The organism is Streptomyces sp. NPDC051567 (genome assembly GCF_044454165.1).
Taxonomy (GTDB): Bacteria; Actinomycetota; Actinomycetes; order Streptomycetales; family Streptomycetaceae; genus Streptomyces.
On sequence record NZ_JBITDK010000007.1, the window covers coordinates 119,973 to 133,129 of the forward strand.

Here is a 13,157-nt window from a genome sequence, read left to right on the forward strand (position 1 = left end):
ACCGGTGTTCCCCTGCCATCCGACGAAACGGACCTCTTCGCCATGAGCACGGCAGCCGCACCAGTCCGCCAGCTCGATGCCCACAGCGTGGGCGAACTCCGCCGGGCCGCGGAGAAACTCCTCGCCGAATTCGGCACCTCCGCCACCAGCCCCGCACTCCTGGCACGCGTCGCCGAGACCGCCGGCGGTCTCGGCGAGACCCTGCGCGGACACTGCCGCCCCGTCGACACCGCCGACGGCCTGTTCGTCCTGCGCGGCCTCGACGTCGACGACGAAGCCATCGGCGCCACGCCGTCGAGCTGGGCCACCGCGGGTGACAGCGGCGCGATCCACGACATCGCCCTCCTCCTGCTCGCCACCGTGATGGGCAACCCCATCGCCTGGGAGGGCCAGCAGAACGGGCGCTTCGTCCACAACATCGTTCCCTCGCCGGGCCACGAGAGCGAACAGACCGGCGCCAGCAGCACCGTCCTGCTCAGCCCGCACACCGAGGACGCCTTCCACCCCGGCCGCGCCCACCTGCTGATGCTCGGCTGCATGCGCAACCACGACGCCGTCGCCACCACCGCCGCCAGCATCCGCCTGACCCGGCTCGCCGACGAGGACGTCGACCTCCTCACCCGGCCCGCGCTGCCGATCCTGCCCGACGACGCCTACGACGAGGCCCAGGGCTACGCCGACCAGGCGCCGCCCGCGGTCCCCGCGCTCTTCGCCACCGAGGAGGGCCTGACCCTGCGCTTCGACCCCGCCTACACCCCGCTGGACAGGGCCGACGACGCCTACCGGTCCGCGTACGGGCGACTTTCGGCCGAACTCGCCCGGGTCTCGGTCGCGGTCAGCCTGACCCCCGGCGACATCCTGGTCGTCGACAACGACCTCGTCGTGCATGGCCGCGTCCCCTTCCGGGCACGCTACGACGGCACCGACCGCTGGCTCAAGCGCGCCTCGGTCCGCACAGCCGGCCGCCGTACCCGCCCCGGGGCCGAAGCGGACGAGCACGGATACGGGCAGAGCGCGCTCGAAGCGCACGCGAGCTGAACACCCGTGAGCTGAACACCCGCACCGCACCGGAGGAAGACCTCACCATGACCGACATTCCGGCCGCCCCCGCCACCACCCCGGCACCCGGCGACGACACCCACCTGCGCATCCTGTCCACCACCGACCTCGCGGGCATCGACATATCCCTGGCCGATGTGGTGGCCACCGTGGAGGGCGCCTACCGGACCCTCCAGGCGGGCCTGTCCGACAACCCCCGCAAACTGACCGTCAAGCCGCAGGACGGGCACTCGGTCTCCTACGCGATGCTGGGCCGCGACGGCTCCCGCGATGTCGTGGCGATCAAGACCTCGTACAAGCACGGTCTCGACAAGGGCCGCGAGGAGCAGCACTACTACACCTCGCTGACGCTCTACGACGACGTCACCGGCCTGCCCGTCGCGATGATGGACTGCTCCCGCATCGGCTCCCTGCGCACCCCGGCCGTCTCGGCCCTGCTGGCCCGCGAGCTGGCCGCCCCCGGCGCCCGCACCGCCCTGGTCATCGGCACCGGGACCCAGGGCCGGCTCGCGCTGCCGTTCCTGCTCACCACCCTGCCGGACCTCGACCGGCTGCTGTTGTCCGGCACCCACCCCGAGGGCATCGCCGCGGTCCGCGCCGAACTGCGGGCCCACTTCCCGGACCGGGACGTGGAGCTGGTCACCGACCTGCGGGCCGCCGCCGCGGACGCGGACGTCGTCATCGCCACCGCGGGCGGCCACACCCCGGCCGCCGTCGAGGCGTCCTGGCTGGGGCCCGGCGCGCTGTCCGTCCTCGTCGGCCACGGGCTGGCGCCCTCCACCCTGCACGAGGCCGACCGCGTCATCGCCACCAGCGAGGCGCAGATGAACGTGACCGGCACGGACATGGCCGACGCCGAAGGCAAACTCCCGTCGGTCGACTCCGAGTTCCCGCCCGTCCTCGCGGGCCTGAGCGCGGGCCGGACCGGCCCCACCGAGCGGATCTTCGCCTACAACAGCGGCCTCGTCGTCACCGACATCGCCCTCGGCCACCGCTTCGCGCAGCTCGCCCTCGCCCAGGGCCTGGGCACCGAGGTCGCGCTGTGGCGGTGAACGACGCACACCGGCCCACCCTGCCGGCGCTGCCCGACGAGGCCACCGACCGGGTGCTGGCGAGCGGGCTCCTGCCCGAACTGGCCCACGCGTTCGGCGGCCCCTTCCACTTCCTGCTGCCCGACGCCTTCGACGCCAGCCTGCGGGCCGCCCGGGAGGCGCTCGACGCGGCCGGGGTCGACGGTTTCGTGTACTTCGCGAAGAAGGCCAACAAGGCCGCCGTCTTCGTCGAACGCGCCGCGGCGGGCGGCGCGGGCGTGGACGTGGCCTCCGTCGCCGAGCTGCGCGAGGCCCTGGGCCACGGCGTACGGGGGGAACACCTGGTCGTCACCGGCCCCGCGAAGGACCGGACGCTGCTCCATCTGGCCGTCCAGCACGGGGCGTTGATCGCCGTCGACGCCCTCGACGAGCTCGACACCCTGATCACCGGTGTCCTGACCGGGGGCGTCCGCCCGGCCCGTGTCCTGCTGCGCGTCCTGCCGCCCGCCCAGCCCCACAGCCGCTTCGGGCTCGACGAGGCGGAGCTGGCCACCGCGCTGGAACGCTGTGTCCGGGCCGGGGACGCCCTGCGGATGGAAGGCTTCAGCTTCCACCTGTCCGGTTACGCCCTCCAGCCGCGGGCCGACCTCGCGGCCCGCCTCGTCGAGCTGTGCCTCAAGGCCCGCGTCCAGGGGCTGGAGGCGTCCCGGATCAGCATCGGCGGCGGCCTGCCCATCAGTTACACCGACGCCGACAGCTGGCACACCTTCCTCGCCGAGCACGACAGCCGCCACTACCACGCGGGCAAGACCTTCCACACCGGCGACTTCTACCCCTACCACTCCCCCGTCGCCGGCGCCGGCGCCCTGGCCGCACTGCTCGCCACCCGGCCCGAAGGCCACGCGCGGCCCCTGTCCGCGCTGCTGCGGGAGGCGGGCGTCCTGCTGCTCCTGGAACCCGGGCGGGCCCTGCTCCACCAGGCCGGGGCGACCGTCTTCCGCATCCAGGGCGTCAAGGAGCGCGACGGCTACCTGATCCTGACCGTGGACGGGACGAGCCTGAGCCTGTCCGAGCAGTGGTTCAACAGCGAGTACCTGCCCGACCCGGTCCTCCTCCCGCAGGACGACGCGGACGGGGCCCCCGGCACCTCCCCGCCGGGCACCTCCTCCCCGGGCACGTTCCCGGCGAGCGTCGGGGCGTCCACCTGCCTGGAGTCGGACCTGCTGACCTGGCGGAAGATCCCCTTCCCCCGCCGCCCCCGCACGGGCGACCTGCTCGTCTACCCCAACACGGCCGGCTACCAGATGGACTCCAACGAGTCCCCCTTCCACGACCTGGCCCTGCCGCCCAAGATCGTCGTCGACCGGACCGACCGGCCCCGGCCGCGCTGGCGGCTGGACCGCCACTTCACCTGACGCACCGCGCGCACGCACCCCCGCGGCCCACCGCCCCCCCCTGCCACCCCGCGCGTCCCCGATCCCCCTCGACTTCATGGAGTTACCGATGCCCGGAGCCCCGCAGCGTCCCGCCGTGGTCTCCCGCGTGTCCGATCTGATCGGCTGCACCCCCCTGCTGGAGCTGGCCCGCACCGAGACCGGCAGCCGTCTGCTGCTGAAACTGGAGATGTTCAACCCCACCGGCACCGCGAAGATCCGTATGGCGCGGGCGATGGTCACCGCCGCCGAGCAGGCGGGCGAGCTGGGGCCCGGCGGCCGGATCATCGAGTCCACGTCGGGGAACACCGGTCTCGGCCTCGCCGTCATCGCCGCCGAGCGCGGCTACACCTTCACCGCCGTCGTCGACCACCACGCCTGCGCCGACAAACTGCGCGGGATGAAGGCCCTGGGCACCGAACTCGTCTACGTGGACGAGGACGGCACCGAGGAGCTGGCCACCGCCGCCCGCGAGGAACTCGCCGAGGACATGGCCCGCGGCCAGGAGAACACCGTCTTCACCGAGCAGCACAACAACCCCGCCAACGGGGTCGGCTACTTCCCCGTCGCGCACGAGCTCCACGAGGCCCTCGACGGGCGGATCGACGTCCTCATCGGCGCGGTGGGCACCGGCGGCGCGCTGTGCGGCACGAGCCGGGAGCTGAACAAGCTCATGTCCGGCTTCACCGTCATAGGGGTCGAGCCCAAGGGTTCCATCGCCTTCGGCGGGCCCGCCCACGACTACTACCAGTCCGGCACCGGCACCCCCGAGGGCGCGGAGATCGGCGCCCTGGTCGACTTCGCCCTCATCGACGAGGGCGTCAAGGTCGGCGACGTCGAGGCGTTCGCCACCTGCCGCGCGGTCGCCCGTACGGGGCTCCTCATCGGCGGCTCCGCCGGTGGCGTCGTCCACGAGGCCCTGACCCGGCTGTCGTCCCTGCCCCCGGGTACGACTATGGTCGCCCTCGTCAACGACGGTGGCGAGAAGTACATGGACACCGTCTTCGACGACGACTGGATGCAGGCCCGCGACCTCCTCGACCCGGAGGCCGAGCGGGAAATCGACGAACTCCTCACCAAACTCCGCGGGAACCGATAAACCATGCTGACCGCCCTCCTCCGCGACAGCCGGGCCCTCGGGCTCCTCGCCGTCCCGCTCATCCTCACCCAGCTCGCCCAAGTGGCCCTCACCACGACCGGCACGGTGATGATGGGTTTCCTCGGGACCCGGGAACTCGCCGCCGGCGGCCTCGCCTTCGTCATCTTCAACCAGATCCGCACCATGGGTGTCGGTCTGGTCACCTCCGTCGGCAACCAGATAGCCGCGGCGGCGGCCCGCGCCGAGCTGGCGGCCGGAGGCGGCGAGGGCTCCGGGGCGGGTTCCGGGAAGCGTTCCGGGGCGGGCGGTCCGGCGGGTGGCGGGGGCGGGAGCGACGGTCCCGGGGGCGGGGCGGCGCAGGAGGAGGTGCGCGGGATCGTCCGCGCGAGCCTGGCCGTCGCCACGCTCGCCGGTGTCGCCGGGGCCCTCCTCATGATCCTCATCGGGCAGGCCCTGATCTGGCTCGGCCAGGACGCGGAGGTCGTCCAGCTGACGCAGACGATGCTGCTGGCCCTGGCCCCCGGGCTGCTGCCCTGCCTGTGGTTCCAGGCCGTCCGCCAGTTCACCGTCGGCATGCGCCGCCCCCAGGCCCTCCTCCAGATCACCATCGCCTCCATCGCCGTCAACGCGGGCCTGAACTGGGTGCTGATCTACGGCTCCTTCGGCCTGCCGGCCATGGGACTCACCGGCATCGGCGTCGCCACCTCCCTGGTGTACCTGCTCTCCTTCCTGGCCCTCTACGTCTCGGCGAAGAAGGACGAGGAGCTGGCGCCGCTCCTCACCCTCGACGTCACCAAGGCGGACCCCGCCACCGTCAGGCGGCTCGTCGCCCTCGGCATACCGATCGCCGCGACCTACGGTTCCGAGGCCGGGTTCTTCTCGGTCACCGCCCTGATGGCGGGCTCCTTCGGGCCCGATGCCCTCGCCGCGCACACCGCCGTCAACCAGCTCGTCTACATCGTCTTCCAGGTCGCGGTGGGCCTCTCGCACGCCGCCTCCATCAACGTCAGCCGCGAACTGGCCCTCGGCCGCCACGACGACGCCCGCCGCCTCAAGAACACGGCCCTGGCCTGCGCCGCCGCCGTGATGACCGTCGTCGCCATCCTCTACCTGACGATCCCCCGGCTGGTCCTGGCGCCCTTCCTCGGCTCCGGCTCCGGCTCCGGGGAGGCGCTCACCCTCGCCACCCAGCTCCTGATCGTCACCGCCTTCCTCCAGTTCTTCGACTGCGCCCAGAACATCGGCGTCGGGCTGCTGCGCGGCCTCGACGACACCAGGAGCGGCTTCCGCATCACCCTCGTCGGGTACTGGGCCATCGGACTGCCCGCCGCCTGGCTCCTGGCCTACCCGCTGCACCTGGACACCCTCGGCATCTGGCTCGGCCTCCTCACCGGCCTCGCCGCCACGGCCCTGCTCCTGCTGCGCCGCTACTCCCGCTCCCTGACCCTCCACGCCCAGGCCCTCCCCGCCCCGGTGTGAGCGGCCCCGCCTCCTCGGCCCGCTGACGGCCGCCGCTGAAGCCCGCGCCCGCCGGACCCGGTCCGGCGGGCGCTGCCGTCCTCGCGCGGTCCGCCCCGGGGGAACGCCCCCCGGGCGCTCTGTCACCGTGCCCGCGTCTGCCCGTACAGTCCGTGCCGACGATGCTCCCTCAGGGCCGGGTACGCGGCCGGGCAGGAGAAGGACCCTTGATCACCGACGCAGGCGGCGAGCCGGTCACCCCCCGGCGGGCCGGACCGGGCCGGCCGGTCCCCGAGCTCGACTCCGCGTACGTGGAGCGGTGGCGCGCCGAGGGGGGCGAGCTGGTCGGCCTGCTGGCACAGGCCCGGGAGCGGGTCGGCGGGGTCGCCGCGTTACGTCTCGGGCCGCACCCGACCGTGCTGGTCACCGATCCCCCGGCGGTCCGCCACGTCCTGGCCCTGCACCCCGACCGGTACGTCAAACGCTCCCACCGCGCCCGCCTGCTGATCGGCGACGGCGTCCTGGCCGCGACCGGCGAGGCGTGGAAACGGCAACGGCGGCTGCTCCAGTCCCAGTTCACCGGGACGGGGATGCGCCGCTACGAGCGGCGGATCGCCGAGGCGGCCCGGACCACCGCCGGGCGCTGGGCCGGGTACGCGCGCACGGGGGAGACCTTCGACCTCGGCGAGGAGATGCGCCGCTTCGCCCTGGACACCATCTGGCGCTCGCTCACCGGGCATCCCCTGGACGCCGTCACCGCGCAGGAACTGACCGCCGTCGCCACCGTGGTGGCCGCGCTGCCGACCCTGCCCGTCGATGTCGCCGACGCCCGGGACGCCGTCGCCCGCGACCTGGCCAGGATCGACGCGGTCGCCCGCCGCGCCGTGACCGCCGCCCGTGCCGGAACGGTGGGGCCCGACGGGCCGGGACTGCTGAAGACGCTGGTCGACGCCCGCGCCGAACACCCCGAGTACACCGACCGGTTGCTGCGCGACGAGCTGGTCACCCTGCTGGTCGCCGGTCACGAGACCACCGCCACCACGCTGACCTGGCTGTACCTGCTCCTCGACCGTCACCCCACGGCCCGCGAGGACGCGCTCGCCGCCGGCGGGGAAGGCTCGCCGGAGCGCCGGGAGGCCGTCCAGGCGCTGATCAGCGAGACGCTCCGGCTCTACCCGTCCGCGTGGATACTGCCCCGGTACGCCACCGAGGACGACACCCTGGCGGGCTACGCGATCACGGCGGGCACCGACGTGCTGGTCTGCCCGTACCTCACCCACCGCACCCCCGGCCTGTGGCGGGACCCCGAGCACTTCGACCCGGGGCGCTTCACCGTCCCGGACGGCCGTCCCACCCGGCCGGGCGCCTACCTGCCCTTCGGGCTGGGTCCCCGCGCCTGCCTGGGCCTTCAGTTCGCCCTGCGCGAGTCGACCGTCCTCCTCGAACTCCTGCTCCCCGCGCATGTCCCGGTCTTCCGTTCCCGCCCCTCCGGAGCCGCGTACAGCATCACCGTCCGCCCCGACGGCCCGACCCCCGCGACCCTCGCCCCGGCGGCCTCCGCACCCGGGGGACGAGCCGCGCCGTGAAGGGCGGGGTTCCGGGGGGGGTCCGGGGCGGGGTTCCGGGGGGGGTCCGGGGCGGGGTTCCGGTCGGCCCGGTCGCCCGTTCGCGCGGGGCGGATCGTTTCCGCAGGAGCCGAACGGGTACGGGGGCGCGTCGGGCCGGACCTGCGGGGGCATGCCGGAGTGCGGCACGGTCCACGCTCACGAGAGGTCGCCATGAAGCGCTTTCGGATTCCCGCCCTGGTAGCCGCCGCGGTCCTCACCGCCGGTACGGGGATCGCGGTCGCCCAGGCCCACGACCCCGGCACGGCACCGGGTGGGGCGGGTGCGGCGGGCGGGGCCGTGGCGAAGGCCCCGTTCCAGCGGGTCCTGGGCGATCTGGTGAGTGTGCCTCCGGGGCAGATCGGCAACGCCACCGCGTACTGTCCGGCGGGCACGGTCAGCAGCGGAGGGGGCAACGCGAACGTCGCCCTCGTCGGTGGCGGCGAGCTGGGGCGCGCCTTCGTGGTCGCCTCCCTCGGCAGCGGCACCACATGGCAGGTGGCCGTCAGGAACACGAACACCGTCGCGGAGGGCATCAGGGCCTTCGTGGTGTGCACGACGCCCTGACCTGCGGGTGCGGGTCCGTCCGTCCGGGCGGGCCCGGACGTCCGGGAGGAAAACCGGTGGTGACAGGGGGCCGTGATCGAGCAGAAACGGCCCATGACCACCTCGACGCCCCCGGCCCCCACCCACGACCCGCCCGGACGACCGACGTTCGTCCGCGCGACGCTCAACCTCGGGGACATCCGCCCGCACCCCTGGGACCGGGAGGCCGCCGGGCGGGAAGAGCTGCTGGACGGCCTGGTCGCCGCCGCGGCCGATCCGCCGATCACCCTGTGGAACCCCTTCCCGGCCGCCGACCGCCAGGACGCCGGAGAGACGGTCATGTTCCGGGACGCGGCCTGGGACCGGGGCGACAGCGCCTCCTTCGCGGTACGGAACGCCGCCGACGGAGCCCTGCTGGGCAATGTCACCGTACGCTGGACCGACCGCGAGGACGGCCTGGCGATGATGGGTTACTGGACCCTGCCGGCCGCCCGCGGGCAGGGCGTCGCCACCCGGGCGACCGAGGCGGTGACCGACTGGGCCTTCGCGACGGCCGGTGCCCGGCGGATAGAGAGCGCCCACGCCGTCGGCAACGAGCCCTCCTGCCGGATCGCCGACCGCTGCGGCTACCTCCCCGAGGGCACCCTGCGCGCCTCCCACCTCTTCGGCGACGGCGCGTACCACGACGAGCACCTCCACGCCCGCCTCGCCACCGACCCGCAGCCCGCACACCTCCCGTAGCCCACCGCCTACACCCGCCCCCGGGCGGCCGACACCCTCCTCCGGCCGACACCCTCCTCCGGCGGGCGCGCGGTTTCCGTGCCGGACCGCGCCCCGGGAGCCCGGGGCCGACGGGCGCCGCCCCCGGAGTGCGCGCACCGCGCCCCGGTGAGAACCCCGGCGGGCCGTCCGCTCCCCCCCCCTCCGGCAGGGCCGGGCCGAGGGGGTGTCGCGCGCACCGCCGGGTTTCCGGCCAACTTTCAGGCCGACATCGCCTGCCCGCCCTCGTCCACGGCCTCCGAGGCCCGCGCGCAGGCGACGGCCAGTGCGTCCAGGGACAGGTCCAGCGCGTAGGCCAGGGCCGCCACGGTGAAGAAGGCCGGGGTCGGGGCCCGGCCCGTCTCGATCTTGCGGAGGGTCTCCGCGGACACCCCGGCCGCCGCCGCCACCTCCACCATGCTGCGCTCGCCGCGGGCCTCGCGGAGCAGGGCCCCGAAGCATTCTCCGCGGTGCCGTTCCTGTGGGGTCAAAGGAGTTCTCACCATGCCTGTGATACTAATACCGGTATAAGTATTGGGGAACACCGCATCGCTGGGAGTCACACACATGGTGGAGATCAAGACCGACACGGCACTGGAGGCGATGCGCGAGGCCGGACGCGTCGTGGCCCACGCGCTCGCGGCCGTCCGCGAAGCGGCGGCGGTGGGGATACGCCTGCGCGAGCTGGACGACGTCGCACGCGCCGTTCTGGCCGAGGCCGGGGCGAGCTCCCCGTTCCTGGGCTACCGGCCCTCCTTCGCCCCCGTGCCCTTCCCCGCCGTGATCTGCGGCTCCGTCAACGACGCCGTCGTCCACGGCATCCCCGGCGACCACCGGTTGCGCGACGGCGACCTCGTCAGCATCGACTGCGGGGCCGAACTCGACGGCTGGACCGGTGACGCCGCGATCAGCTTCGTCGTCGGCACCCCCCGCCCCGCCGACCTCGCACTCATCGCCGCCACCCAGCAGGCCCTGGACGCCGGCATAGCCGCCGCCACCGTCGGCCACCGCATCGGGGACATCTCCCACGCCATCAGCACCGTCGCCCGGAAGGCGGGCTGCGGCATGCCGGCCGGCTTCGGCGGCCACGGCATCGGCCGCCGGATGCACGAGGACCCCCACGTCCCCAACCACGGACGGCCCGGCCGGGGTTTCCCCCTGCGCCACGGCCTCGTCCTCGCCATCGAGCCCATGCTCATGGCCGGGGGGCGCGACGACTACGACACCGACCCCGACGGGTGGACCCTGCGCACGACCGACGGCAGCCGCGCCGCCCACATCGAGCACACCGTCGCCATCACCGAGGACGGCCCCCGCATCCTCACCCTGCCCTGACCCTGACCCTGCCCCTGTCCTCACCCTGACCCGGGCCCGCCCTGTGCCCGCCGGACGCGCCCGTACGCGTCCCTACGCGTCCCTACGCGTCCGGCGGAAAAGGAGGTGCGGCGGGCCCGGTCACAGCGCTAGGGTCGCCGCCATGCAACACCGTCAGATCTACGGCTGAGAGGGGCGGGGCAGCGCCCCGTCCACGTTCCGCACGCCCGTGCGCGCCCCCGGGAGGCAGGTCCTCCGCGGTGGTCGGCGCACCGGCTCGCGGCGCCCTCCTTCCGTCGTAGACCTGAAACGAGTGATCTCCCATGCCCCGTCGCCGTGCCCATGTCGCCATGGTCGGCATCCCCGCCATCAGCCATGTCCTGCCGAGCCTTGAGGTCATCCGCGAGCTGGTGGCCCGTGGCCACCGGGTGACCTGTGTCAACGGTCCGGCGGTGGCCGGTCCGATCACGGCCACCGGTGCCGAGTTCGTCCCGTACACCTCCGTGCTGCCGGTCGCGGAGAACGACTGGCCCGACGACCCGATCGCCGCGATGGGCCTCTTCCTCGACGACGCCGTCCAGGCCCTCCCCCAGTTGCGCGCCGCCTACGACCGCGACCGCGCGGACCTCTACCTGTACGACATCGGCGCCCTCGCCACCCGCGCCCTCGCCGAGGCGCAGGGCCGTCCCGTCCTCCAGTTGTCCCCGACCTTCGTGGCCTGGGAGGGCTACGACCAGGAGGTCGGGGCACACCTGCGGCAACTGCCGGGCGCCGACGCGTTCCGGGCGAGGTTCGCGCGGTGGCTCGCCGGGAACGGGGCGTCCACCACCGAGGTGGACGCCTACTGCGGCCGTCCCGCGCGGACCCTGGCCCTGATCCCCCGGGCGATGCAGCCGCACGCGGACCGGGTCGACACCGCCTCGGTGACCTTCGTCGGCCCCTGCTTCGGCACCCGTACGGGCCCGGGTGCGAGTACGGGCGCGGCCCCGGCTACGGCTACGGCTACGGATGTCTGGACGCGTCCGGCCGGGGCGGAGAAGGTGCTCCTGGTCTCGCTGGGTTCGGCCTTCACGCACCGGCCGGAGTTCTACCGTCAGTGCCTGGCGGCCTACGGCGACCTGCCCGGCCTGCACGTCGTGCTCCAGATCGGCAGGTACACCGGCCTGCGGGAACTCGGTGACATCCCGTCCAACGTCGAAGTGCGCTCCTGGGTGCCCCAACTGGCGGTGCTGGAGCAGGCCGACGCCTTCGTCACCCACGCCGGGATGGGCGGCAGCTCCGAAGGGCTGTTCACCGGGGTGCCGATGATCGCCGTCCCGCAGGCGGCGGACCAGTTCATGAACGCCGACCGGCTGGTGGAGCTGGGCGTGGCCCGCCGCGTCGACACCGCGGAGGCGAACGCCGCGAACCTGCGGGCCGCCCTGGACGAGCTGCTCGCCGATCCGGAGGTCGCCCGCCGCTCGGCCCGGCTGCGGGCCGAGGTCCGCGCCGAGGGCGGTACCCGGCGGGCCGCCGACCTGATCGAGGTCGTGCTGGGCTGATCACGGCCGCCGCCTTGCGCCCCGGTCGTGGCCGGGACGCAAGGCGGCGGAGGGGGATGGAGGGCGGCCGGAGCGCAACGCCTCAGCGGGGTGTGAACCAGTCGGTCATCGAGCGGTACTCCGGGGCCGGCTCGTCGTCGGGCGAGGCCCAGTCGCCGGGGCCCTGCCGCTGTTCCCAGGCCGCGTGCCGGTCGTTGACCGCGTCGACGAACTCGGCGGCCAGCCGGGCCGCTTCGTAGAGGTCCTGGTCGGTGCTCTGGGAGCTGGCGCCGACGATCTGGCCGCGGACCTCGGCGGAGTGGCCGTAACGGAAGCCGCCGCTGCCGAGAAGGTGCGGGTCGACGTGGACCGCCTCGCCGTTGTTGCGGCCGAGCCTGCGGTGGGCGCCGGCCTTGGCGGCGGCGTTCGGCAGGGAGACGTGGCCGTCCTCGCCGACGGTGATCACGCCGAGGACCGCTTCCTCGTTGGGAACCCAGGGGCCCGCCGTGGGGTCCATCAGGACGAAGCCCATCCGGGGCCGGGGGTAGGCGCCGCGGGGGGCGTCCTGCTCGCCGGTGGTGTGGTTGCGCCAGATGCTCGCGGCGCGGCGCCGTCCCACGTCCAGGAGGAGGGCGTCGAGTTCCTCGTCGCCGAGCATGTACGCGTAGGGGTTCCGCCGGTGTGCCACCTGGACCGGGAGCCCGTAGGGCGGCCCTTCGGGCAGTCGCTGCGGCGGTCCTTCGGGCGGGACGGGTCCGGCGCCTGTCATGCCGACCTCCGGGAGGTGGTGAGGGGATGGGAGGACGCCATAGTCGGCTGTGCGGGGGTCAAAGATCATCCGTGGCCGGGATCACGTTTAGATCCGGCCCGGCGGCTGAAGTGCGACGGTCGGGAGAAAGATCGCTGGTGGGCCCGGGTCACCCACCTGGGCGTCCTGTTTCCGCACGAACCCTTCAATAATTCACGGCGAGAAAAAGGCGACTGAAAGTCGACGTCCGGAAGCCCGCATCCGGCCAATCCTCGAACAGGCCGGATCGGGGTACGGGATTCCCGGATGAACGGCGTCCACCTGCCGAATCACAAAGCGGCACCCACCCGGTGACCTGCGACTGGTTTTAACAAAACGGGCAGATCTGGCCATCGTGCGGTACGGGAGCAAAGCCTGCCCACCCCCGCTGGAGGCTGCGGCTTATCGCGCTTGACCGTCTTGAAGTCGTCCCATAGGTTACCGATACAACCAGGCCATTGACTGGCCGGTCACTGCTCCCGGACGGCATCATTGATCGCCCGGTGGACAGCGGGGTTTCACGGGTTCTTCATGATACGTCCCCCCA

General features: G+C 73.5%; 12 protein-coding genes. 10 read left to right on the forward strand and 2 right to left on the reverse strand.

Features of this window, described 5'->3' with window-relative positions; all coding sequences use genetic code 11:
- Window positions 1-42 precede the first annotated feature (42 nt).
- The 8 genes from ACIA5F_RS10995 (at window position 43) to ACIA5F_RS11030 (ending at window position 8,971) form a co-directional block, all read left to right on the forward strand.
- The gene (locus ACIA5F_RS10995) at window positions 43-1,038 is read left to right on the forward strand and encodes a TauD/TfdA family dioxygenase (protein ID WP_399351513.1); all 996 of its coding nucleotides are present in this window, start codon (window positions 43-45) and stop codon (window positions 1,036-1,038) included.
- A 47-nt stretch (window positions 1,039-1,085) separates the two neighbouring features.
- A complete protein-coding gene (locus tag ACIA5F_RS11000) occupies window positions 1,086-2,111 on the forward strand; it encodes an ornithine cyclodeaminase family protein (protein ID WP_399351515.1) in 1,026 nt (341 codons plus the stop codon).
- Window positions 2,102-3,505, forward strand: coding sequence for a Y4yA family PLP-dependent enzyme (locus ACIA5F_RS11005; RefSeq protein ID WP_399351517.1), 1,404 nt, complete (start codon window positions 2,102-2,104; stop codon window positions 3,503-3,505). The genes ACIA5F_RS11000 and ACIA5F_RS11005 overlap by 10 nt, the downstream gene beginning before the upstream one ends.
- Before the next feature lie 88 nt (window positions 3,506-3,593).
- Window positions 3,594-4,622: a cysteine synthase family protein gene (locus ACIA5F_RS11010; RefSeq protein WP_399351519.1), complete on the forward strand. Its 1,029-nt coding sequence runs from the start codon at window positions 3,594-3,596 to the stop codon at window positions 4,620-4,622.
- Between the two features lie 3 nt (window positions 4,623-4,625).
- A complete protein-coding gene (locus tag ACIA5F_RS11015; RefSeq protein ID WP_399351521.1) occupies window positions 4,626-6,101 on the forward strand; it encodes an MATE family efflux transporter in 1,476 nt (491 codons plus the stop codon).
- Window positions 6,102-6,307: 206 nt separating this feature from the next.
- Window positions 6,308-7,666 (forward strand): cytochrome P450, encoded by a 1,359-nt coding sequence (locus ACIA5F_RS11020; RefSeq protein WP_399351523.1) that lies wholly within the window; start codon window positions 6,308-6,310, stop codon window positions 7,664-7,666.
- A gap of 192 nt (window positions 7,667-7,858) precedes the next feature.
- Window positions 7,859-8,251, forward strand: a complete 393-nt coding sequence (locus tag ACIA5F_RS11025) for a hypothetical protein (protein ID WP_399351525.1) — start codon at window positions 7,859-7,861, stop codon at window positions 8,249-8,251.
- Window positions 8,252-8,344: 93 nt separating this feature from the next.
- Window positions 8,345-8,971 (forward strand): GNAT family N-acetyltransferase, encoded by a 627-nt coding sequence (locus ACIA5F_RS11030; protein ID WP_399351527.1) that lies wholly within the window; start codon window positions 8,345-8,347, stop codon window positions 8,969-8,971.
- Window positions 8,972-9,210: 239 nt separating this feature from the next.
- On the opposite strand, the gene ACIA5F_RS11035 is transcribed toward ACIA5F_RS11030, so the two are convergent.
- Complete coding sequence (locus tag ACIA5F_RS11035; protein ID WP_399351529.1) at window positions 9,211-9,495, reverse strand: helix-turn-helix domain-containing protein; 285 nt, start codon at window positions 9,493-9,495, stop codon at window positions 9,211-9,213.
- A 61-nt stretch (window positions 9,496-9,556) separates the two neighbouring features.
- On the opposite strand from ACIA5F_RS11035, the gene map reads away from it, so the two are divergent.
- Together map and ACIA5F_RS11045 are read left to right on the forward strand one after the other, a co-directional pair.
- Window positions 9,557-10,324 (forward strand): type I methionyl aminopeptidase, encoded by a 768-nt coding sequence (map, locus tag ACIA5F_RS11040; protein ID WP_399351531.1) that lies wholly within the window; start codon window positions 9,557-9,559, stop codon window positions 10,322-10,324.
- Window positions 10,325-10,626: 302 nt separating this feature from the next.
- Window positions 10,627-11,844, forward strand: coding sequence for a macrolide family glycosyltransferase (locus tag ACIA5F_RS11045; protein ID WP_399351533.1), 1,218 nt, complete (start codon window positions 10,627-10,629; stop codon window positions 11,842-11,844).
- 82 nt (window positions 11,845-11,926) lie between these two features.
- On the opposite strand, the gene ACIA5F_RS11050 is transcribed toward ACIA5F_RS11045, so the two are convergent.
- A complete protein-coding gene (locus ACIA5F_RS11050; RefSeq protein ID WP_399351535.1) occupies window positions 11,927-12,592 on the reverse strand; it encodes a hypothetical protein in 666 nt (221 codons plus the stop codon).
- Window positions 12,593-13,157: the final 565 nt, after the last annotated feature.

What these genes read in the sequence shown, in the direction of transcription:
- map (WP_399351531.1), top strand. Translation starts at nt 9,557, where the DNA reads ATGGTGGAGATCAAGACCGACACGGCACTGGAGGCGATGCGCGAGGCC.
- ACIA5F_RS11010 (WP_399351519.1), top strand. Translation starts at nt 3,594, where the DNA reads ATGCCCGGAGCCCCGCAGCGTCCCGCCGTGGTCTCCCGCGTGTCCGAT.
- ACIA5F_RS11000 (WP_399351515.1), top strand. Translation starts at nt 1,086, where the DNA reads ATGACCGACATTCCGGCCGCCCCCGCCACCACCCCGGCACCCGGCGAC.
- ACIA5F_RS10995 (WP_399351513.1), top strand. Translation starts at nt 43, where the DNA reads ATGAGCACGGCAGCCGCACCAGTCCGCCAGCTCGATGCCCACAGCGTG.
- ACIA5F_RS11035 (WP_399351529.1), bottom strand. Translation starts at nt 9,495, where the DNA reads ATGGTGAGAACTCCTTTGACCCCACAGGAACGGCACCGCGGAGAATGC.
- ACIA5F_RS11015 (WP_399351521.1), top strand. Translation starts at nt 4,626, where the DNA reads ATGCTGACCGCCCTCCTCCGCGACAGCCGGGCCCTCGGGCTCCTCGCC.
- ACIA5F_RS11045 (WP_399351533.1), top strand. Translation starts at nt 10,627, where the DNA reads ATGCCCCGTCGCCGTGCCCATGTCGCCATGGTCGGCATCCCCGCCATC.
- ACIA5F_RS11030 (WP_399351527.1), top strand. Translation starts at nt 8,345, where the DNA reads ATGACCACCTCGACGCCCCCGGCCCCCACCCACGACCCGCCCGGACGA.
- ACIA5F_RS11050 (WP_399351535.1), bottom strand. Translation starts at nt 12,592, where the DNA reads ATGACAGGCGCCGGACCCGTCCCGCCCGAAGGACCGCCGCAGCGACTG.
- ACIA5F_RS11025 (WP_399351525.1), top strand. Translation starts at nt 7,859, where the DNA reads ATGAAGCGCTTTCGGATTCCCGCCCTGGTAGCCGCCGCGGTCCTCACC.